A 21,847-nucleotide genomic window follows, 5' to 3' on the forward strand; every position below is an offset into this window, starting at 1 on the left:
CCCATGCCGCAGGTGTTCCGCGAAGCCGTCTCGATCGACCAGCTCAATGCGCTCAGCCGCAACACCGCCATCCAGTCGCTGGGCATCGTCTTCAGCGCCGCCGGTGAGGACTGGCTGCAGGCCACCATGCCGGTGGACGAACGCACCCGCCAGCCGTACGGCATCCTGCACGGTGGCGCCTCGGTAGTGCTGGCCGAAACCCTGGGCAGCAGCGCCGGCAACCTGTGCGTGGATACCGCCAAGCAGATCTGCGTGGGCCTGGAGATCAACGCCAACCACGTGCGCGCAGTGCGCTCGGGCACGGTCACCGGCACGGCGCGTGCGCTGCACGTGGGCCGCAGCACCCAGCTGTGGGAAATCCGCATTGAAGACGAGCAGGGCAAGCTGGTGTGTGTGTCCCGGCTGACCCTGGCGGTGGTTGCAGCAGGCCACGGCTGATTCAGGTGGCCGCGTTGCCTTCCGGCGCAGCCTTGCCGCTGCGCATCGTGTCCAGCGGCGCCTGGCTGCCGCGCCGGCGCATCGCCTCGACCGTGTTCGACCAGCGCTGGAACAAGCCGGCAGGCTGGGTTGAACGCCACAGTGGCGTGGCCAGCCGCGCCCATGCCGATGCAGATGAGCGTGCGTCGTGGATGGGGGCGCAGGCCGCACGCGATGCGCTGCAGCGGGCCGGGCTGGGTCTGGGCGACATCGACTGCATCATCTCCGCGTGCGGGGTGATGGAACAGGCCATTCCCTGCCAGGCCGTGCTGATCCAGCGTGCGCTGGGGCTGGGCGACAGCGGTGTGCCTTCGTTCGATGTGAATGCCACCTGCCTGGGCTTCGTGGTGGCGCTGGAAATGGCCGGCAGCCTACTGGCGCTGCAGCGCTACCGGCGCGTGCTGATCGTGTGCAGTGATATTCCCAGCGCCGGGCTCGACCCCGATGACCCGTTGACCGCGCCGTTGTTCGGCGATGGCGCCGTGGCGGTGCTGGTCGAACATGCCAGCGACGACCAGGCATCGGCCCTGCTGGCCACGCGCCTGCGCAGCTACGGCGATGGTGCGGCGTTGTGCCAGGTGCGGACCTGCGGCACCGGCATGCGCCTGCACGATGCGCCCGAGGCCTACCGCGCCGCACACTACTTCCAGATGCAGGGGCGCGCGCTGTACCGCGAAGCGGCGCGGCGCCTTCCCGGTTTCCTGCAGGAGCTGCTGGGCAGCGCCGGCATCGACCTGCAGGGCTGCGATGTGATCGTGCCGCACCAGGCCAGCGGCCAGGCCCTGGACCACCTGCAGCGCGTGCTGGGCCTGCCGCCGCAGCGGCTGGTGCGCATCCTGGCCGAGCACGGCAACCAGTTGGCGGCATCGCTGCCGATGGCCCTGCACCATGCCCTGCTCGATGGCCGCCTGGTGCGCGGCGGGCACGCCCTGCTGATCGGTACCGGGGCCGGCCTGGCCCTGGGCGGCGCGGTGCTGCGCTACTGATGGCGCGCGTCCTGGTTACCGGCGCCAGCGGTTTCATTGGCCAGCACGTGGCACGCGCGTTGGCCCGCGACGGCTGGCAGGTACGCGCCAGTGGCCGCGATCTGGCCCGCCTGCAGCCGCTTGCACTCGACGGCATCGAAGCCTGGCCCGGCGATCTGGCGCAGGCGCCGCTGCAGCCCCTGCTGCAGGGCTGCCAGGCCGTGGTGCACTGCGCGGCGTTGTCCCAGCCGTGGGGCCCGGCGGCAGACTTCCAGCGTGCCAATGTGCTGGCTACCCAGCGCCTGCTGCAGGCCGCACAGGCGGCCGGCGTGGACCGCTTCGTCCACCTGGGCTCGCCCAGCATCTATTTCCGTTTCGCCGACCAGTACAACGTGGGCGAAGCCTTCCAGCCGCCCTCGCGCTGGGTCACCGACTACGCGCGCAGCAAGTGGGAATCGGAACAGGCCGTGGCCAGCGCCGCAGGGCAGGGCCTGCACACGGTGGTGCTGCGCCCGCGCGCGGTGTTCGGCCCGGGCGACCGAGCCATCCTGCCGCGCCTGCTGGCCGTGGCCGCTGGTGGCCGCTTCCCGTTGATCCATGCGGGCCGCGCGATGATCGACGTGACCCCGGTGGACGATGCCGTGCAGGCAGTGCGCTGCGCCCTGCGCGCCGGCCACGCATGCGCAGGGCGCGCCTACAACATCAGTGCCGGCGAACCGGTGGCCGTGCGCGCGCTGGTGCAGGGGCTGTTCCAGGCGATGGGGCTGCAGGTGCAGCTGCGCAACGTACCGCGCCGCGTCGCGCTGGTTGCCGCCGGCGTCGCCGAGACACTGGCCCGGCTGCGCCCGGGTTGCCCCGAACCACGCCTGACCCGCTACGGCGTGGGCGTGCTTGGCTATTCGCAGACCCTGGACATCAGCGCCGCACGGCGTGACCTGGGCTACCAGCCGCAGGTAGGCGTGCAGGCCGCATTGCTGCAGTTCGCCGACCACTGGCACCGCAGCGGGGGGCGTGATGGTGCGCTTTGAGTGGGAACTGCTGGAAGCCGGCCACTGCGTGCACCGGCAACGGGCGGTGCGCCAGGGGGCCAGCTGGCATCGCTGCGAATTCCCTGCGCTGGTGGCACTGCTGCGCCACCCGCAGCGCGGCTACCTGTTGTTCGACACCGGCTATTCCGACGCCTTCCTGCAGGCCACTGAGCGCTTTCCCGAGCGCCTGTACCGGTGGGTTACGCCGGTGCACCTGGCTCCTGGGCAGAGCGTGCGCGCACAATTGCAGCAGCGTGGCATCGGCACCGATCAGATCCACCAGGTAGTGCTGTCGCACCTGCATGGCGACCACGTCGGCGGCGTACTCGACTTTCCCGGCGTGCCGCTGCTGTGTTCGCGCGCCGCCTGGCAGGACCAGGCCGCACGCGGCCGCCTGCGCGCGCTCAGCGTGGGCCTGCTGCCCGCGCTGACCCGCGATGCCGCCCCGCGCATGCGCTGGCTGGAAGAACTGCGGGAAGTGGACCTTCCGGCTGCGTTCGCTGCCTTCGGCAAGGGGCGCGACGTGCTGGGCGATGGCAGCCTGCTGGCAGTGCCGCTGCCCGGCCACGCGGTGGGTCAGCACGGGCTGCTGTTTGAAGCGGCCGACGGCCGCCCGGTGTTCCTGGTGGCCGACGCGGCGTGGTCCAGTGGCGCCATTGCCGATGGCGTGCCGCCGCCGCGCCTGGTCACCGCCCTGCTGGGTCACACCGGCGCCTACCGCCAGACCCTGCAGCGCCTGCAGCACGTCGGCCGGCAGGTGGATGACCTGCAGCTGGTGCCGGCGCATTGCGGGCAGTGGCGGCCGCGCGCGCCCCGGTAGAGTCGAGCTTGCTCGACTGCCCTTCGCGGCCCGGTTGATTCCGCGCCAGAAGCCGTCGAGCAAGCCCGACGCTACCGCCATACGGCGCCGTCAACAGGACACCGTGTTCCTGCCCATGGCCCCCGTCAATAGGACTTATGGCCGAAATCGGCTGGCAGCGATGGCAGCCCTCCGGTATCGTTCGCGGATGACTTCCCCCACTCCGGCCCCCCGCGGCGGCGTGGCGCGTGTGTGCCGTTACCTGTACCGCGTACCGCTGCTGTTGGTCCATATCTTCGTGTTCCTGCCGCTGACCCTGATCGGCATGCTTCCGCCGTGGGCCGATATCCGTGTCGGCCAGGTCCGCTTGGGCGCCAAGGTGGTGAACCTGTGGCAGGGCGGCCTGATGTGGATCTTCGGCTTCCGCCTGTCACGGGTGGGCGAGCCGTTGCCCGGCGCCGTGCTGTTCGTCGCCAACCACGTCAGCTGGGTCGACATCAGCATCCTGCACAGCCAGCGCATGATGGGCTTCGTGGCCAAGCGCGAAATCGCCAGTTGGCCGGTGGTGGGTTGGCTGGCCGCACGTGGCCAGACCATCTTCCACCAGCGCGGCAACACTGAATCGCTCGGTGGCGTGATGCAGGTGATGGCCGAGCGCCTGCGCGAAGGCAAGGGCGTGGGTGTGTTCCCGGAAGGGCGTACCCGTGGCGGCCACGAAGTGGGCCCGTTCCACGCGCGCATCTTCCAGGCCGCGGTCGAAACCGGCGTGCCGGTGCAGCCGGTGGCGCTGATCTACGGCGCGCACGGCAACGCGCAGACCATCGTGGCGTTCGGCCCCGGCGAAAGTTTCTTCGCCAACTTCCTGCGCCTGCTGGGTGAACCGGCGCGGCGCGCGGAAGTGCACTTCCTGGCCCCGATCGGAGCGCAGGACCTGGAAGGCCGCCGGCGCATCGCCGAAACCTCGCGCGCGCGCATCGTCGCGGCCATGGAAACGGCGTAAGGCCGCGGTGGCCATAGACCCGCCACCGTCCCTGTCGGCCGTACCGCCGATGCTCACTGCGGCCGATTACCAGCCGCCGCGCTGGCTGCGCAACCCGCACCTGCAGTCCATGCTCAGCTCCAGCCGCATGCGCCTGCAGCGCGGCCTGCTGCTGCTGGCCGCCACCGGTGCGGTCAGTGAAGAACTGATCCTGGACGGCGGCGATGGCGTGCGCCTGCAGGGCTGGCACAATTACATCGAAGGGCGCGAGCCCAAGGGCATGGCCCTGCTGCTGCACGGCTGGGAAGGCAGCGCCGAATCCAGCTACATGCGCATGGCGGCCGCGCGCATGATCGAAGAAGGGTTCGACGTGGTGCGGCTGAACTTCCGCGACCACGGCAACACCCACCACCTCAATCCCGGCATTTTCCATTCCAACCGCATCGACGAAGTGGTGCAGGCCACCGGCGATATCGCGCGGCGCTGGCCGGGGCTGCCGCTGGTGGCCGCCGGCTATTCGCTGGGCGGCAACTTCGTGCTGCGGCTGGCCCTGCGCGCGCCCGCCGCCAGCGTGCCGCTGCTGCAGGTGGCCTCGGTCTGCCCGGTGCTGGACCCGGCCCTGACCATGGAAAGCATCGAGAACGGTCCGGCCATGTACGACTGGTACTTCCGCCGCAAGTGGGCCGGCTCGCTGCGCCGCAAACGCGATCTGTTCCCTGAACTGAGCGACTGCGACGACCGCGTGCTGAAGCTGGACATCCGCGCGCTCACCGCCTGGCTGGTGGAACGGCATACCGATTTCGGCTCGCTGCAGGCCTACTTCGACGGCTATTCCATCGCCGGCGATCGCCTGTCCACGCTGCAGGTGCCGGCCGATATCCTGATGGCCCAGGACGACCCGGTCATTCCGTACTCCACCTTCGGCAACTGGCAGTTGCCGCAGCAGGCACGGCTGGAAACCGCGTGCTGGGGTGGCCACTGCGGGTTTCTGGAAAACTGGCGTGGCGATGGCTTCTCCGAACGCTGGGTGGCCCAGCGCCTGCGCCGGGTACTGGGCGGCTGAACCGGCAGCACCGCGCGGCCCGCTACAATGCGGGTTTGCACTTGAACCGGACCGCCATGCAAGACCAGATCATCCAGGCGCTGCGCCAGAACCAGGCCGACCAGGCCGTGCAGCTGGCCCAGGCGTGGACCCACGACGAACCGGGCCAGGCCCAGGCCCACCGCTGGCTGGCGCTTGCGCTGCAGCAGCAGGGCCAGCCGCAGGCCGCGCTGGACGCGCTGCAGCAGGCACTGCAACTGGCCCCCGACGACGCCCAGCTGCACCTGCAGCAGGCCGGGCTGCTGCTCGCCCTGCGCCAGTTCGACGGTGTTGACGATGCGCTGCTGCGCACCACCGACCTGAATCCGAACGCGTTCCCGGCCTATCTGATGCAGGCCCACCTGGCGATCAGCCGCAACGACTTCGATGAAGCGCAGCGCCTGTCCACCCTGGCCGGCCGGCTGGAGCCGGATCATCCGGAACTGCTGACCATCGATGGCATGGTGGCGCTGCGCCGCGGCGATGCCGACCGCGCGCTGGCCCTGCTGTCGGCCGCGGGCCAGGCCCTGCCGGATGACCCGCGCGTGCTGTACGCGCTGGGCTTTGCCTACCTGGGCAAGGACATGCTGGCCTTCGCCGAACAGGCCTTCCGCCGCGTGCTGGTGTTGAACCCGGCCATCACCTCGCTGCATGGCCTGGTGGTGCAGCTGGCGCTGCGCCAGGGCAACCTGGACGCCGCCGCCGAGGCCATGCAGGTCGCCCTGCAGCAGCCGTCGCTGGACGTGCCGCCGATGCGCCGCCTGGCCGGTGAACTGTCGCTGCGCAGCGGCCAGCCGCTGCAGGCACTGGAACACCTGCTGCCGCTGCTGGATTCCCAGCCCGAAGACCGCCAGGTGCTGCAGCTGCTGCTGATGGCCTGGCAGCGACTGGGCCGCGAGGAAGAAGCGCGCGCACGCCTGGACGCGGTGCTGGAGGCGAACGCTTCGCTGCACGACCCTTGGCTGGCCCGCCTGGCCGTGGAAGAAGTGGGCAGCGATGCCGCCGTGGCGGTGGTCGAGCGCTGGATTGCGGCCATGCCTGCGCACCTGCCGGCACTGGAAGCACGCATGCGCCTGCACGACATGGCCGGCCAGCACGCCGAGGCCGAAGCAGTGGCCGAACGCATCGTGGCGCTGGAACCGGGCCGGGTGAGTGCTGAAACCCGCCTGATCGACGGCCTGATGCAGCGTGACCCCGACGCCGCCATTGCCCGTGTGCAGGCGCTGATCGGCCAGGCAGGCGAGGGCGCGCAGAGCGACCTGCGTACCTGGCTGGGCGAAGTACAGGACCGCGCCGGCAAGCCGGCCGATGCCCTGCGTACCTGGCTGGCCCTGCAGACCGAGCAGGCCCCGCAGCGCCTGCCGCTGCCGCCGCAGGCCAAGGCTCCGCCCAGCTGGCCGGCGCTGGCCGAGATTGACGAGGCAACGCGCCAGAGCGGTTCGGCGCCGATCTTCCTGTGGGGCGCACCGGGGTCGGGCGTGGAACGGGTTGCCACCGGTCTGGCTGCCGCCAGCCCGGTGCTGCGCAGCGATCGCTACACCAACACCCCGCCCGACGATGCCTTCCAGAACTATCACACCCTGCAGGATCTGGCGTCGGGCGTGCTGACCCCGGAACGTCTGGTGCAGCGCTGGCGCGAGCAGCTGCCGGCACGTGGCGTGGAAGATGACACCATCATCGACTGGCTGCTGTGGTGGGACAACGCGCTGCTGTGGTCGCTGCGCCCGCAGTTGCCGCAGGGCCGCCTGCTGGTGGTATTGCGCGACCCGCGCGACATGCTGCTGGACTGGGTGGCCTACGGCTCGGCCGCGCCGCTGGCGATGACCTCGCTGGCCGAGGCCGCCGAGTGGCTGGCACGCGCGCTGGCCCAGGTGGCCAGCCTGCACGAGGACGATCTGTACCCGCACGTGCTGCTGCGCATCGATGCCATCGGCAATGATCCGCGCGCGATGGCGGCGATGCTGGAACAGTTGTTCGAGCGGCCGATGCCGGTGGCCCCGCAGCTGGGTGCACCGCGCTTCCCGCCGGGCCACTGGCGCGCCTACAGCGACGTGATGAGCGCCGCCTTCGCCCAGCTCACCCCGGTCGCGGTGCGCCTGGGTTACCCGGAAGAATAAGGAGAGCCTGATGCAACTGAGCAGCCACAGCCTGGTCAACGGCGCCCCGGTGCCGCGCGAATTCGCCGCCGGCGATGCGAATGGTTTTGCGCCGGACCGTAACCCGCACCTGGCCTGGAGCGAGGTGCCGGCCGGCACCCGTTCGTTCCTGCTGGTGTGCGTGGATCCGGATGTTCCTACCGTGCCGGAAACCGTCGGCCGCAGCGACATGACCGTGCCGCGCGACCAGCCGCGCTGCGATTTCGTGCATTGGGTGATGGCCGATATTCCGGCCGACGTGCACGAGATCGCCGCCGGCAGCTGCAGCGATGGCTTCGTGGTGAAGGGCAAGACCGCGCCCACCGGCCCGGTCGGCAGCCGCCAGGGCGTGAACGATTTCACCGGCTGGTTTGCCGGCAATCCGGACATGGCCGGCGATTACCTGGGGTATGACGGCCCGTACCCGCCGTTCAACGACGAGCGCGTGCATCGCTACTTCTTCCGTGTGTTCGCCCTGGACGTGGCCAGCCTGGACCTGCCGCAGCGCTTCACCGCAGCCGACGCCTACCGCGCCATGCACGGCCACGTGCTGGCCGAAGCCGCGCTGCACGGCACCTACACGCTGAACCCCGCGCTGTAAGCCCGACCGCGCCCTCGTAGAGTCGAGCCATGCTCGACTATGCCCCCTGTAGAGTCGAGCCATGCTCGACTACGCCCCCTGTAGAGTCGAGCCATGCTCGACTACGCCCCCTGTAGAGTCGAGCCATGCTCGACTACGCCCCCTGTAGAGTCGAGCCATGCTCGACTGTATGAGAAGCAGTCGAGCAAGCTCGACGCTACTTACTTCTTCTCGATGGCAGACTCGACCACCATGTCCAGCACGTACGCCTGCGACGGTGCATCGGCCGGCGGGTTCTTCACTGCGTAGCGCTTCACCCGCACCACGTTGCGCACGCCGTCTTCGTGGGTGTAACCCTCGATGTTGCCGTAGAAGTTCTCGAACGCGCCCGGGGTGCCCTGCTTCAGGCCCTTGTCGTCGAACTTCACTTCACGCACCTGCAGGCACTGGTAGTCCGGAATCAGCGGGTGCGAGCACTTGGCGGTCTTCGCTGCCACTTCCAGGAACACCGTTTCGCCCGGCCCGCCGTAGCGCGTCTCCGCGGTGGGTTCGGCCGCGAACACCAGTACCTCGCCCTTGGCGGTGGTCAGGGTCAGGCTGCCGTCGGCACCCTGGGCGGTCTTCAGTTCACCCTGCAGGCGGCTGGATATCGCTTCATCCAGCGCCATCACCGCAGCGTCGGTGCAGGCCATCTGGGTCGATGCCATCGGGCTGATCGTCAGCGTGCCATCGGCCAGGGTGTAGCTGCCGCCCATGCGGTTGCAGGTGTTGCTGATCGACACGCGGCCGTCGGCGAAATCCAGCGTGACCGGCGCGTCGCTGCGGGCGAACAACGCGTCGATGCGTGCGCCGTCGGCGCCGGTGGCCTGCTGCAGGCGCCAGTGCTGGCCCTGCAGGCGCTGCGCGTCCAGATGGGCCACGGCCTTCTGGTCGCCGGCCTTGGCGGCCGCCGGGGCCAGGTCATCGCCGCCGGTGCCGGCCGGTGCGGTGGTCGGGGCCTGGCTGCAGGCGGCCAGCAGGGCCAGCGGCAGGAGCAGGGTAACGGTGCGCTTCATGGTGGATCTCCTTGGGAACCCGGATGCAAACGGATCACGGCCGGGCAGGGGGTTGGCCTGCCCCGGCGTGGTTCAGCTGCCGGACGGCAACCACAGCAGCAGCGCCGCGCCCAGCGCGATGCGATAGAAAGCGAACGCGGTGAAGCGGTGCGACTTGATATAGCCCAGCAGCCACTTCACTACGACGAAGCCGGTGATGACCGCGGCAACGAAGGCCACGCCCACGTCGGTCCAGTTCTCGCTGGCCAGCTTGCCTTCCTTGGCCAGTTCCAGGAACGCGTAGGCGCTGGCGGCGAACATGGTGGGAATGCCCACCAGGAAGACGAATTCAGCGGCGGCCGCGCGTCGGCTCAGGCCCAGCAGCATGGCCAGGAAGATCGCCGATGCCGAACGCGAGGTGCCGGGGAACACGCCGGCCACCACCTGCGCCAGGCCCACCCCGATGGCCACGGTCCAGGTCACCTGGTCGCGGTCGGGCAGGCGCGTGGTGTAGGCCTCCACCAGCAGCATCCAGATGCCACCGATGATCAGCGCCCAGGCCACCGGGCTGACCGTTTCCGGCAGCTCCCAGCCCAGCATGCGCACCGGCAGGCCCACCACGGCGGTCACCAGGAACGCGGCGCCCAGCTTGAACACGTAGTCGCGGTTCTCGCGCTGGCCCAGCCCGGTGGCCAGTTGCCACAGGCGCTGGCGGAACACCAGCACCACCGCCACGATAGCGCCGGCCTGGATGATGATGTTGAAGAAATCCGAACGCGGACCCAGCCAGTGCTGGGCGATCAGCAGGTGGCCGGTGCTGGAGATCGGCAGGAATTCGGTCAGGCCTTCGAGAATGCCCAGCAGCAGGGCGGAGAGCAGGTCGTACATGGGCAGGGCAGGCACGTTCGGTGGCGGGAACAAGCCCGAGAGAATAGACCATCCCTGCCGCACCAAACGGGTGCGCGCGGGTCGCTGTGCACCCCTTTGGTGCACGCGGTCGTGCACCCCGCTGGGGCGTGCCATTGCAAATCAAGCAGTTGCGTACACGAAAAAGTTGGCACGGTCATTGCTCTACCTCAGCAGGCATTCATTCCCACCCGAGGTCGTACCGATGTCCGTGGAAAACGTTGAGAAGCTGATCAAGGACAACCAGATCGAATTCGTCGATCTGCGTTTCGTGGATATGCGTGGCGTCGAACAGCACGTCACCTTCCCGGTCAGCATCGTCGAGCCGTCGCTGTTCGAAGAGGGCAAGATGTTCGACGGCAGCTCCATCGCTGGCTGGAAGGGCATCAACGAATCGGACATGGTCCTGCTGCCGGATCCGGCCAGCGCCTATGTCGATCCGTTCTACGCCGATCCGACCATCGTGATCAGCTGCGACATCCTCGACCCGGCCACCATGCAGCCGTACGGCCGCTGCCCGCGCGGCATCGCCAAGCGCGCCGAGGCCTACCTGAAGTCGTCGGGCATCGCCGAAACCGCGTTCTTCGGCCCGGAGCCGGAATTCTTCATCTTCGACGCCGTGCGTTTTGCCAATGAAATGGGCAACACCTTCTTCAAGGTGGATTCGGAAGAAGCGGCCTGGAACAGCGGCGCCAAGATGGACGGCACCAACAGCGGCTACCGCCCCGGCGTGAAGGGTGGCTACTTCCCCGTGCCGCCGACCGATTCGCTGCACGACCTGCGCGCCGAAATGTGCAAGACGCTGGAACAGGTCGGCATTGAAGTGGAAGTGCAGCACCACGAAGTGGCGACCGCTGGCCAGTGCGAAATCGGCACCAAGTTCAGCACCCTGGTGCAGAAGGCCGACGAACTGCTGCGCATGAAGTACGTCATCAAGAACGTGGCGCACCGTAACGGCAAGACCGTCACCTTCATGCCCAAGCCGATCGTCGGCGACAACGGCAGCGGCATGCACGTGCACCAGTCGCTGTCCAAGGGCGGCACCAACCTGTTCTCCGGCGACGGCTACGGCGGCCTGAGCCAGCTGGCGCTGTGGTACATCGGCGGCATCTTCAAGCACGCCAAGGCCATCAACGCCTTCGCCAACTCGGGCACCAACAGCTACAAGCGCCTGGTGCCGGGCTTCGAAGCCCCGGTCATGCTGGCCTACTCGGCCCGCAACCGTTCGGCCTCGTGCCGCATTCCGTGGGTGTCCAACCCGAAGGCGCGCCGCATTGAAATGCGCTTCCCCGATCCGATCCAGTCGGGCTACCTGACCTTCACCGCGCTGATGATGGCCGGCCTGGACGGCATCAAGAACCAGATCGACCCGGGCGCACCGAGCGACAAGGATCTGTACGACCTGCCGCCGGAAGAAGAGAAGCTGATCCCGCAGGTCTGCTCCTCGCTGGACCAGGCCCTGGAAGCGCTGGACAAGGACCGCGAGTTCCTGAAGGCCGGCGGCGTGATGAGCGATGACTTCATCGACGGCTACATCGCGCTGAAGATGCAGGAAGTGACCAAGTTCCGCGCGGCCACCCACCCGCTGGAATACCAGATGTACTACGCCAACTGATTGGGCGGCGATGGCGGCGGGTACCCCTCCCACCCGTCGCCATCGCCTCCGATCTTTGCGGCTGGGGAGCCGCATGGCGGGCCCTGTGCCCGCCTTGGTAGAGCGGACTGTTGGTCCGTTCTGGTAGAGCGGACTGTCAGTCCGCTGATCCAGGGGCAAGAGAGACCGGACACGCGACATGGGCCGCCCTCCCTCCCGCGTCGGCCGTGCAAGGAGAGAGGCACGGCCGTCCCGGCCCCGTTCGTGTCCGGTGCAACAGCCACGGCCATCGCATCGATGGCCCGTGGTTGCCTGATGCCACCGCGCAACCGCGCCGTGGCCCCATCCACCATCGGGACATGCGCATGAAACTGATCTCCGCCATCATCCGACCGTTCAAGCTCGACGAGGTCCGCGAGGCCCTTTCCGACGCTGGCGTGTCGGGCATCACCGTGACCGAAGTGAAAGGCTTCGGCCGCCAGAAGGGCCATACCGAGCTGTACCGTGGCGCCGAGTACGTCGTCGATTTCCTGCCCAAGATCAAGATCGAAACCGTGGTCACCGACGAGCGTGCCGAAGCGGTGATCGAAGCGATCCAGAATTCGGCAGGCACCGGCAAGATCGGCGACGGCAAGATCTTCGTCACCGCCGTCGAGCAGGTCATCCGTATCCGCACCGGCGAAATCGGCGCCGACGCGCTGTAAGCCCCCTTCCGGAGATTCCCCCATGAAGATGCGCCTTCTCGCCGGGTGGCAAGCCCGGTTCCATCTGGTGTGCCTGTTGATGCTGCTCAGCGCACTGGCCGCTGGCGTCTGGCCGGGCGCTGCCCATGCCCAGGCCCAGGTTACCCCGCTGGCCAATGAAACCGTGGCCGTTGAACCGCTGCAGGCCCCGGCTGCGGCCGCACCGGTGGCCGTTGAAGCGGCTGCGCCGACGTTCGACCACGGCGATGTGGCCTGGATGCTCACTTCCACCCTGCTGGTGCTGCTGATGGTGGTGCCGGGCCTGGCCCTGTTCTACGGCGGCCTGGTGCGTTCGAAGAACGTGCTGTCGGTGCTCAGCCAGATCCTGGTGGTGTTTTCGCTGGTGCTGCTGCTGTGGGTGGCTTACGGCTACAGCGCGGTGTTCAGCGCCGGCAATCCGTTCTTCGGTTCGTTCACCGAATTTGCCTTCCTGAAGGGCTTCACCCCCGATTCGGTCGGCAACACGCCCATCAAGGGCCTGCCCGATTACCTGTTCGTTGCCTTCCAGTCCACCTTTGCCGGCATCACCACCGCACTGATCGTCGGCGCCTTCGCCGAACGCATCAAGTTCCGCGCGGTGCTGCTGTTCTCGGCACTGTGGTTCACCCTCAGCTACATCCCGATGGCGCACATCGTCTGGGGTGGCGGCTACCTGGGTGAGATGGGCGCGATCGATTTCGCCGGTGGCACCGTGGTTCACATCAACGCCGGTGTAGCTGGCCTGGTCGGCGCGTGGTTCCTGGGCAAGCGCCTGGGCTACGGTCAGACCACACTGAAGCCGCACAACGTGCCGTTCACCTATATCGGCGCGATGCTGCTGTGGGTGGGTTGGTTCGGCTTCAACGCCGGTTCCGCTGCGGCCGCCGACACCGTCGCCTCGCTGGCCTTCCTCAACACCGTGCTGGCCACCGCCGCTGCGGTGCTGGGCTGGACCCTGGTGGAAGCCATCACCAAGGGCAAGCCGTCGGCACTGGGTGCAGCGTCGGGTGCGGTAGCCGGTCTGGTCGGCATCACCCCGGCGTGCGGCACCGTTGGCCCGCTGGGCGCGATCGTGATTGGTTTCGTCGCGGGCGTGGTCTGCGTGTGGGGCGTCACCGGCCTGAAGCGCCTGCTGAAGGTGGACGACACCGCCGATGTGTTCGGTGTGCATGGCGTGGGCGGCATCGTCGGCGCCATCCTCACCGGTGTGTTCAGCGCGCAGTCGCTGGGCGGCACCAAGGCCGATCTGGATATCGGCCACCAGGTCTGGGTGCAGGTGGTCAGCGTTGGCCTCACCGTGGTCTGGTCGGCGGTGGTGACCGCGCTCATCCTGCTGCTGGTGAAGGTGGTGGTGGGCCTGCGCGTGACCGAAGAGGCCGAGCGTACCGGCCTGGATGTCACCTCGCATGGTGAATCGGCCTACGAGGCCTGATGCAACGGCGGGCGGCCTGCGAAGGTCGCCCGCCACAGCACATCCATCCATGGCGTGGATCTCCTCCATGGGCATGCATCGTCGCGCCTGATCGCGCACAATCAGGGCATGCACCCGATCCGCACGTCCCTCCTGCTTTCGGCCTGCCTGCTGCTGGCCGCCTGCGCGTCCACGCCGCAGGATGTCCGCAACCCGCTGGCCACGTGGGTGCCATCACCCAACCAGAATGCGCGTGGCCCGGTGGCCATCGTCATCCACCACACCGACCAGGAATCGGTGCAGCAGAGCCTGCACACGCTGCGCACCGGCAACAGCGGCGGCCCGGTCAGTGCGCACTACCTGATCGGCGCCGATGGCCATCGCTACCAGCTGGTGGCCGATGCACGCCGTGCCTGGCATGCCGGCGCCGGCCGCTGGGGCACGCTCACCGATCTGAATTCCACGTCGATCGGCATCGAGCTGGACAACAACGGGCATACGCCATTCACCGCGGCGCAGATCGACGCGCTCATCGTCCTGCTGCGTGATCTCACCACGCGCCTGAATATTCCGCCGCGGCAGGTGATCGGCCACGCCGATCTGGCACCCACGCGCAAGGCCGATCCCAGCCGTTTCTTCCCGTGGCAGCAGCTGGCCGCCGCCGGTTTCGGCGTGTGGCCGCGCGCCAGCGATGGCCCCGCACCGGAAGGTTTCGATGCGTGGAATGCCATGGCGCGGTTTGGTTACCCGCTGGATGATCGCGAGGCCGCCGTTGCCGCGTTCCATCGCCGTTTCCGCGGCAGTGACGATCTGCCGAAGACGCTGGACGCCGAAGACGCGCGCATCCTGCATTCGCTGCTGCTGCAGACACCGTAGCCTGATCACCCGCCGGGCGTGGCCCGGCGCTACCCCTGCGCAAGGTTGCCGGGCCACCGTCGGCCCCACTACATTGCGACGATGATCACTGTCACGTCGTCACCGCGCGCGCTCCTCACCTTCCTGGCCGTTGCCCTGCTTGCTGGCTGTGCCACCACCGGCACCGGCCCGGGCGCACCGGCCGCCCCTCCGGCTGCCGCCACCTACGCCAAGGCCGACTGGAATGCATTGCCGGTCGTTTCCGATGCCGACCTGCTGGCTGGCTTCAGCGCCTGGCGCAGCAGCTGCAGCCGCCTGAAGAACGATGCGGTCTGGGCCCAGCCCTGCACGACCGCAGCCACGGTGTCCGACAAGGACCCGGCCGCCATCCGCGCCTTCCTGCAGCGCGATCTGCAGGTCTATGCACTGCGCGCCGGCGGGCATCGCGAACAGGGCCTGATCACCGGCTACTACGAACCCATCTACTCCGGCAGCCTGACCCGCACGGCCAGCGCCACGGTGCCGGTGTATGGCACGCCCGACGATCTGATCGTGGTGCAGCTGGACAGCCTGTACCCGGAACTGAAGGGCAAGCGTCTGCGCGGCCGGCTGGACGGCAAGGTGCTCAAGCCCTACGACGATGCCGGCACCATCGCGGCCAAGGGCGCCAAGGCCCCGGTGCTGGCCTGGCTGACCGACCCGATGGACCTGCAACTACTGCAGATCCAGGGCTCGGGCCGGGTGCGCCTGGCCGATGGCAGCCAGGTGCGGCTGGCCTATGCCGAACAGAACGGCCACCCCTACCGCGCCATCGGCCGCTGGCTGGTGGACCAGGGCGAGCTGAAGAAGGAAGACGTCACCATGGACGCGATCCGCGCCTGGGCGAAGTTGCACCCGGCGCGCGTGCCGGAGCTGTTGCGCAGCAACCCCAGCTACGTGTTCTTCGTGCGCAACCCCGACAGCGCGGAAGGCCCGCGCGGCTCGCTCAACGTACCGCTCACCGCCGGCTACAGCGTGGCGGTCGACCGCAGCGTGGTGCCGCTGGGCAGCCTGCTGTGGCTGTCCACCACGCGTCCGGATGGCAGCCCGGTGGTGCGGCCGGTGGCCGCTCAGGACACCGGAGGCGCGATTGCCGGCGAAGTGCGTGCCGACCTGTACTGGGGCAGCGGCGACGCCGCCGGCAAGCTGGCCGGCGACATGAAGCAGCAGGGCCGCATCTGGCTGCTGTGGCCGAAGGGCGCCGCCCTGCCGAACTGACCCGGCCGGGGTCGGATCCCTTGGCGCCGGCAAGGGCTCTGACCCCGGATGCCTGATAATGGCGCCATTCCGAACTATCCGGCCGCAGCAATGAAGAACATCAAGAACAGCACCGCCAAGAAGTACTACAAGCACTGGGCCGAATCGGGCCTGGGCAAGGGCAACGTGCTGATGGAAGCCCGCGGCGAGAAGATCGTGCGCCAGGTGGAAATCTACGGCACCAAGCTGGTCTGGGCCGACGAGCACGGCCACAGCGACGACCGCTTCGTGCTGGCCGACCAGCCCGTCTCGTTCCTGGATTTCGACGAAGACGACGAAATCAGCGCCCGCGAATTCGAAAGCGCCTGGAAAAAGGCCCGCGAAGCCACCGGCTACCCGGTGTAAGCCACCCGCCCTTGTAGAGTCGAGCCATGCTCGACTGGCATCTCCGTAGAGTCGAGCCATGCTCGACTGGCATCTCCGTAGAGTCGAGCCATGCTCGACTGGCATCTCCGTAGAGTCGAGCCAAGCTCGACTGGCATCCCCGTAGAGTCGAGCCATGCTCGACTCCACAAAGAGTGTGGACGAAATGTTATAGAATTACATTTTGCCCGCACCCTTCCACCCCCATGAAGACCCCCACCCTGGTCGCTGCCCTCGCGGCCGCCCCCTTCGCCCCGGATGCCTTCGCGCAATCGGCCGACGCCGCGCTCACCTTGGGCAAGGTCGACGTGCACCAGCACAGCGAAGGACAGCTCAGCGCCCACCAGGTGCTGACCTCGGTGGACGTGCTGGGCGCAGACCAGATCGAAGACCGCAACGTCTCGCACAGCTGGGAACTGCTGGGGCAGATGCCCGGCATCCAGCTCACCGAAACCCGGCAGGGCGCCGAATCGGGCAAGGTCAGCTTCCGCGCCTTCAACGGCGAGGGCTACCTCAATGCCATCAAGACCCTGATCGACGGCATTCCCAGCAACGTCAACAGCGGCAACCAGCGCTTCATCGACATGCTGTTCCCGCTGGAAATCAGCTACATCGAAGTGGTGCGCGGAACCAACGACCCGCGCTACGGCCTGCACAACATCGGCGGCAACGTGAACTTCGGTACGCGCCAGGGCGGTAACTACACCGATGCGCGGCTGGCCTACGGCAGTTACAACACCCGCGATGCGCAGCTGGCGGTGGGCCGTGAAGCGAACGGCTTCGCGCAGAACTACTTCGTCGGCACTCAGGCCAGCGATGGCTACCGCGACCACGACACCTCGAAGAAGTATTCGCTGGGCGGCAAATGGTTCTACGGCTCACTGGACGACGGCCTGCGCGTGGGCCTGACCGCGCGCACCTACCACCACGAAGCGGACGAACCCGGCTTCATGACGGCCGACGAACTGCGCACACACCGTCGTGGCAGCGACCTGCGCAACGGCAACGATGGCGATGACCGTGACATGCGGCAGATCGCCGCGCACTTGGACCTGGCGCTCAGCGATGCGCTCAGCTTTGGCACCCGCCTGTACTACAACCGCTACGAAGACGACCGCCGCGTCACCTTCAGCGACCTGCCCACCGGCAACCTGCCGCGCCAGCGCCGGGTGTGGGATGAGCGCCAGGCCGGCCTGATCAGCACGCTCACCTGGCAGGCCGCGCCCGTCCTCACCGTCGAAGGTGGCCTGAACTACGAACAGCAGGACAACGGCTACATCCGCGAGCGCTACAGCTACGCCGAACCCACCGACTTCAGCGTGGCGCCGGCGCGGGTGCAGAACAACGATCGCCACAGCTTCGACAACTGGGGCGCCTACGTGCAGGCCATCTACCAGCCCGCCGAGGCGTGGAAGATCGTGCCGGCCTACCGTATCGACCGTTTCAGTGGCAGCACGCACCTGATGAACGGCGTCAGCGGGCGCCTGCAGGATTACGGCACGATCGGCCAGCCCAAGCTGAGCGTGATCCACAGCCTGAGTGCCAACACGCACGTGTACGCCAACTGGGGCCGCACCTTCCAGGTGCTCACCGGGTCCACCGCACCGGCCTATCTCACCCCCGGCCAGGCGCCGATGCAGCCGTCCACCAACACTGGCATGGAGCTGGGCCTGAAGTTCGAGCCGTTCGCCGGCAGCCAGGCGCGTCTGGCAGTGTGGCAGCAGGATGCGGAAAACGAGGTGTCCAACATGCCGGCCACCGGCACCACGGTCACTCTGGGCAAGACCCGCCGCCGCGGCGTGGATGCGCAGCTGAGCCTGCAGCTGGGCGATGACTGGACGGTGTGGGCCTCGCACGCCTATCAGGAAGCGAAGATCACCCGCGACGACCGCGATGCCGGCATTTCGCTGCAGGGCAGGGAAGTGGCGGCCACTCCGCGCCATATCAGCAACCTGGGCGTGGACTACCGCGCCAGCAACGCGCTGCGCCTCGGCCTGCAGGCCCGCGCGCAGGGCGACTACTACCTGGAAGAGCGCAACGAGGCCGGCAAGTTCGGGAGCTTCGCCGTGCTCGACCTCAGCGCCGCGTACCAGATCAACCCGCGCTGGAGCGTGGACCTGCAGCTGAAGAACGTCACTGGCCGCGACTATGCCTACGCCTGGTACGACAGCTTCTTCTGGGACAGCGCCCGCCCGATGTTCTCGCCCGCACCTGGCCGCAGCGTCTTCGTTGGCCTGAACATGAAGCTGTAACCCGGCCACGCACCCGGTAGTGGTCGAGCTTGCTCGACCTGCGGCAGGGGTCAGATCCCTTTCCTGCGGAAAGGGGTCCGACCCCGGACCTCACCGCGCATGGGGTCAGATCCCTTTTCGCAGAAAAGGGCTCTGACCCCCACACCTCGTTTTGCACTACATTGGTGCAATGTCCGACCCCTCGCCCCCGCCGTCCCTTGATGCCCTCGGCACGCCGCTGGCCTGGGCCGGGGCCGATGGCCGCATCATCGGCTGCAACCCCGCCTTCGCCCGCTGGCTGGGCGTCAGCGTGCGCCGCCTGCTGGGCCAGCCGCTGGCCGCGCTGGAAGTGCAGGGCGAGGCACTGGCCCATTTCCTGGCCCGCGACGAGCGCGACAGCCTGCGCCTGAACCGGCTGGCACTGGCGGTGCCGGGGGAAGGCGCACGCTTCGCCGAAGGCTGGATGAGCCGCCGCGACGATGGTGGCTGGCTGCTCGAAGCGCACCCGGTGGATGAATTCCCCGGCCTGGACCCGACCCAGGCCCTGCCCAGCGCGCTCAGCGCCGCCTTGAAAGGCCTGGCCCACGAACTGCGCAATCCGCTGGCCGGGTTGAAGGGCGCCGCCCAGCTGCTGGCGCGCCGCGCGTCCCAGCGCGACGCCAGCGAGCGCGAACTGATCGAACTGATCGGCTCGGAAATCGAACGCCTCAACGGCCTGCTCGACCAGCTGCTGTCGCCGGCACCGGCCGCGCCGCACGCCCCGCTGAACATCCACGCTTCGCTTGAGCGCGTGCTGCGCCTGGCAGAAAGCGAAGCCGGCTGGGCGGTGCGCCTGCAGCGCGACTACGACCCCAGCATTCCCGAATTCGCCGGCGACGCCGACCGCCTCACCCAGGCCGTGTGGAACCTGGTGCGCAACGCCATCCAGGCCGGCGCCGGGGTCATTACCCTGCGCACGCGCGTTGAACACGGCGTGCGCATTGCCGAACAGCTGCACACGCTGGCGCTGCGCCTGGAAATTGCCGACGACGGTCGCGGCGTGCCCGAAGAACTGGCCGAGCACCTGTTCCTGCCGCTGGTCAGCGGCCGCGCCGAAGGCACCGGCCTGGGCCTGGCGCTGGCGCAGCAGGTCACGCGCGAGCATCGCGGCACGCTGACCTACCGCTCGCGCCCCGGCCATACCGTGTTTACTCTGCTGCTGCCGATCGGCAACGGCACCGCCCCGGCCGAGGAGGCCCCGCGCGATGTCTGACGTCTCTCTCTCTGCGCAGCGCATCTGGGTGGTCGACGATGACCGCGCCGTGCGCTTCGTGCTGTGTACCGCGCTGCGCGAAGCCGGCTACCAGGTCGATGATTTCGACAGCGCGGCACCGGCACTGAAGGCACTGGCCGAGAACCCGCCACCGGCGCTGCTGTTCACCGATGTACGCATGCCCGGCGACGATGGCCTGGTGTTGCTGGACAAGCTGAAGGCCGCGTTGCCGCAGCTGCCGGTGGTGGTGATGTCGGCCTACACCGATGTGGCCAGCACCGCCGGTGCGTTCCGCGGCGGCGCCCACGAATTCCTGTCCAAGCCCTTTGACCTGGACGATGCGGTGGCGCTGGCCCAGCGTGTGCTGCCGGCGGTGGCCCCGGCCCTGGCCGCGCCAACGCCGGTGGCTGAAACGACCAGCGACCAGCCGCCGCAGCTGGTGGGTGACACCCCGCCCATGCGCGCGCTGTTCCGTGCCATCGGCCGCCTGGCGCAGGCGCCGCTGGCGGTGCTGATCACCGGCGAAACCGGCACCGGCAAGGAACTGGTGGCCAACGCGCTGCACCGTGAATCGCCGCGCGCGCAGGGTCCGTTCGTGGCCCTCAACACCGCTGCCATCCCGGCCGAGCTGCTGGAAAGCGAATTGTTCGGCCACGAAGCCGGCGCCTTTACCGGCGCGCAGCGCCGCCATATCGGCCGCTTCGAACAGGCCAATGGCGGCACCCTGTTCCTGGACGAAATCGGCGACATGCCACTGCCACTGCAGACTCGCTTGCTGCGTGTGCTGGCCCAGGGCGAGTTCTTCCGGGTCGGTGGTCGTGAGCTGATCCATGTCGACGTTCGCGTGGTCGCCGCCACCCACCAGGATCTGGAAGGGCTGGTCGTGCAGGGCAAGTTCCGCGCCGATCTGCTGCACCGTTTGGATGTGGTGCGCCTGCAGCTGCCGCCGCTGCGCGAGCGCCGCGAAGACATCGCGCAGCTGGCCAGCACCTTCCTGGCCGCTGCCGCCTACAAGCTGGACACGCCGCCGAAGCGGCTGACCGCCGCCGCCCTGCAGGCGCTGCGCGAACACGACTGGCCGGGCAACGTGCGTGAACTGGAGAACGTCTGTTGGCGCATGGCCGCACTCGCCGCCGCCGAGACCATCGGCGTGGCCGACGTGGACACCGCGTTGAACCGCACCCGCCAGCGACGCGGCAGTGGCCACGCGGCGGGTGCCGATCCGGGCCAGTGGGAAACCCTGCTGTCCGAATGGGCGCGCCGGCAGTTGCTGGAAGGGGCCGAAGGCCTGCATGCGCAGGTGCGCGATCGGGTGGACCACGCCCTGCTGGAGGCCGCCCTGCAGATCACCCACGGGCGCCGTGCCGAGGCCGCCGCACGCCTGGGGCTGGGCCGCAATACGCTCACCCGCAAGCTGGGTGCCGGCCGCCGCCGCGGCAGCCATTGAACGGAATCTGCACACCCTGCTCGCGCCCGCTTGCCGAACCGTTGATCGTTCATGGACGATGCAATGCTTAGTGTTACCTGCAAGGAGTCTTCGATGCGTCTCTCACATGCCGTTCTGCCGCTGTCCGCCGCCGTGCTGCTGTCTGCCTGTGGCAGCGCGCCGAAGAAGCCGCAGCCCACACCGCCGCCGCCGAACGTGATCAGCACCGCGCAGCAGGCTGAAGCGAACCTGGCGCCGGCCTCGGCCAGCATCGTCAGCGGTCGCCTGGTGTTGAAGCCGGAAAGTGGCGGCGTGCACCTGACCGGGCTGATCGGTGGGTTGCAGCCGATGCAGCAGGCCGGCTTCCATATCCATGAACGCGGCGACTGCAGTGCGGTCGATGCCAGCAGCGCGGGCAATCACTTCAACCCCGGTGGCACCGCGCATGGTCGCGCCGGCAGTGGCAAGCATCATCTGGGCGACATCGACAACCTGCAGGCCGATGCACAGGGCCGCGCCAACATCGATGTGCACCTGAAGGGCGTTACCCTGGGCGGAGGTGCCGCCACCGATATCGCCGGTCGTGCACTGGTCGTGCATGCCAACGCCGATGACTATCGCAGCCAGCCCGCCGGCAATGCCGGTGTCCGCATTGCCTGCGGCGTGATCCGGGTTACCCGCTGATCGCCCGCCGGCACCCTCACCAAGGAGAT

20 protein-coding genes are annotated in these 21,847 nt (G+C 68.4%); 18 read left to right on the top strand and 2 right to left on the bottom strand.

Annotated elements, in window-relative coordinates; translation table 11 throughout:
• Window positions 1-3 precede the first annotated feature (3 nt).
• The 8 genes from C1922_RS00685 to C1922_RS00720 all read left to right on the top strand — a co-directional run bounded on the left by C1922_RS00685 (window position 4) and on the right by C1922_RS00720 (window position 8,065).
• On the top strand, window positions 4-438 hold the full coding sequence (locus C1922_RS00685) for a hotdog fold thioesterase (protein WP_108748021.1): 435 nt from the start codon (window positions 4-6) through the stop codon (window positions 436-438).
• 5 nt (window positions 439-443) lie between these two features.
• Window positions 444-1,463, top strand: coding sequence for a 3-oxoacyl-[acyl-carrier-protein] synthase III C-terminal domain-containing protein (locus C1922_RS00690; RefSeq protein ID WP_108748022.1), 1,020 nt, complete (start codon window positions 444-446; stop codon window positions 1,461-1,463).
• Window positions 1,463-2,470 carry an NAD-dependent epimerase/dehydratase family protein gene (locus C1922_RS00695; RefSeq protein WP_108748023.1) on the top strand — a complete coding sequence of 336 codons (1,008 nt, stop codon included), beginning with the start codon at window positions 1,463-1,465 and terminating at the stop codon, window positions 2,468-2,470. The genes C1922_RS00690 and C1922_RS00695 overlap by 1 nt, the downstream gene beginning before the upstream one ends.
• Window positions 2,457-3,290 carry an MBL fold metallo-hydrolase gene (locus tag C1922_RS00700; RefSeq protein ID WP_108748024.1) on the top strand — a complete coding sequence of 278 codons (834 nt, stop codon included), beginning with the start codon at window positions 2,457-2,459 and terminating at the stop codon, window positions 3,288-3,290. The genes C1922_RS00695 and C1922_RS00700 overlap by 14 nt, the downstream gene beginning before the upstream one ends.
• Window positions 3,291-3,477: 187 nt before the next feature.
• Window positions 3,478-4,269: a lysophospholipid acyltransferase family protein gene (locus tag C1922_RS00705; RefSeq protein ID WP_108748025.1), complete on the top strand. Its 792-nt coding sequence runs from the start codon at window positions 3,478-3,480 to the stop codon at window positions 4,267-4,269.
• 7 nt (window positions 4,270-4,276) lie between these two features.
• Complete coding sequence (locus tag C1922_RS00710; protein ID WP_108748026.1) at window positions 4,277-5,311, top strand: alpha/beta fold hydrolase; 1,035 nt, start codon at window positions 4,277-4,279, stop codon at window positions 5,309-5,311.
• Window positions 5,312-5,367: 56 nt separating this feature from the next.
• Window positions 5,368-7,446 carry a tetratricopeptide repeat protein gene (locus tag C1922_RS00715; RefSeq protein WP_108748027.1) on the top strand — a complete coding sequence of 693 codons (2,079 nt, stop codon included), beginning with the start codon at window positions 5,368-5,370 and terminating at the stop codon, window positions 7,444-7,446.
• Window positions 7,447-7,456: 10 nt separating this feature from the next.
• Window positions 7,457-8,065: a YbhB/YbcL family Raf kinase inhibitor-like protein gene (locus C1922_RS00720; protein WP_108748028.1), complete on the top strand. Its 609-nt coding sequence runs from the start codon at window positions 7,457-7,459 to the stop codon at window positions 8,063-8,065.
• Between the two features lie 200 nt (window positions 8,066-8,265).
• Here the strand turns inward: C1922_RS00720 and C1922_RS00725 are convergent, their stop codons facing one another.
• Entirely contained in the window at window positions 8,266-9,099 is an 834-nt protein-coding gene (locus C1922_RS00725) for an META and DUF4377 domain-containing protein (protein ID WP_108748029.1), read from the bottom strand.
• 72 nt (window positions 9,100-9,171) lie between these two features.
• Window positions 9,172-9,966, bottom strand: coding sequence for an undecaprenyl-diphosphate phosphatase (locus C1922_RS00730; RefSeq protein WP_108748030.1), 795 nt, complete (start codon window positions 9,964-9,966; stop codon window positions 9,172-9,174).
• 223 nt (window positions 9,967-10,189) lie between these two features.
• On the opposite strand from C1922_RS00730, the gene glnA reads away from it, so the two are divergent.
• The 10 genes from glnA (at window position 10,190) to C1922_RS00780 (ending at window position 21,818) form a co-directional block, all read left to right on the top strand.
• Window positions 10,190-11,599, top strand: coding sequence for a type I glutamate--ammonia ligase (gene glnA / locus C1922_RS00735; RefSeq protein WP_108748031.1), 1,410 nt, complete (start codon window positions 10,190-10,192; stop codon window positions 11,597-11,599).
• Between the two features lie 344 nt (window positions 11,600-11,943).
• Window positions 11,944-12,282 carry a P-II family nitrogen regulator gene (locus C1922_RS00740; protein ID WP_199912210.1) on the top strand — a complete coding sequence of 113 codons (339 nt, stop codon included), beginning with the start codon at window positions 11,944-11,946 and terminating at the stop codon, window positions 12,280-12,282.
• A 22-nt stretch (window positions 12,283-12,304) separates the two neighbouring features.
• A complete protein-coding gene (gene amt / locus C1922_RS00745; RefSeq protein ID WP_108748033.1) occupies window positions 12,305-13,732 on the top strand; it encodes an ammonium transporter in 1,428 nt (475 codons plus the stop codon).
• Window positions 13,733-13,840: 108 nt separating this feature from the next.
• A complete protein-coding gene (locus C1922_RS00750; RefSeq protein WP_108748034.1) occupies window positions 13,841-14,587 on the top strand; it encodes an N-acetylmuramoyl-L-alanine amidase in 747 nt (248 codons plus the stop codon).
• An 81-nt stretch (window positions 14,588-14,668) separates the two neighbouring features.
• Complete coding sequence (locus C1922_RS00755) at window positions 14,669-15,823, top strand: MltA domain-containing protein (protein WP_108748035.1); 1,155 nt, start codon at window positions 14,669-14,671, stop codon at window positions 15,821-15,823.
• A gap of 90 nt (window positions 15,824-15,913) precedes the next feature.
• Entirely contained in the window at window positions 15,914-16,207 is a 294-nt protein-coding gene (locus C1922_RS00760; RefSeq protein WP_108748036.1) for a hypothetical protein, read from the top strand.
• 224 nt (window positions 16,208-16,431) lie between these two features.
• The gene (locus C1922_RS00765) at window positions 16,432-18,477 is read left to right on the top strand and encodes a TonB-dependent receptor (protein WP_108748037.1); all 2,046 of its coding nucleotides are present in this window, start codon (window positions 16,432-16,434) and stop codon (window positions 18,475-18,477) included.
• A 169-nt stretch (window positions 18,478-18,646) separates the two neighbouring features.
• On the top strand, window positions 18,647-19,708 hold the full coding sequence (locus C1922_RS00770) for an ATP-binding protein (RefSeq protein ID WP_108748038.1): 1,062 nt from the start codon (window positions 18,647-18,649) through the stop codon (window positions 19,706-19,708).
• Window positions 19,701-21,155, top strand: coding sequence for a nitrogen regulation protein NR(I) (gene ntrC, locus C1922_RS00775; protein ID WP_108748039.1), 1,455 nt, complete (start codon window positions 19,701-19,703; stop codon window positions 21,153-21,155). The genes C1922_RS00770 and ntrC overlap by 8 nt, the downstream gene beginning before the upstream one ends.
• A 93-nt stretch (window positions 21,156-21,248) precedes the next feature.
• Window positions 21,249-21,818: a superoxide dismutase family protein gene (locus C1922_RS00780; RefSeq protein ID WP_108748040.1), complete on the top strand. Its 570-nt coding sequence runs from the start codon at window positions 21,249-21,251 to the stop codon at window positions 21,816-21,818.
• Window positions 21,819-21,847 lie beyond the last annotated feature (29 nt).

The organism is Stenotrophomonas sp. ZAC14D2_NAIMI4_7 (assembly GCF_003086675.1).
Taxonomy (GTDB): domain Bacteria; phylum Pseudomonadota; class Gammaproteobacteria; order Xanthomonadales; family Xanthomonadaceae; genus Stenotrophomonas.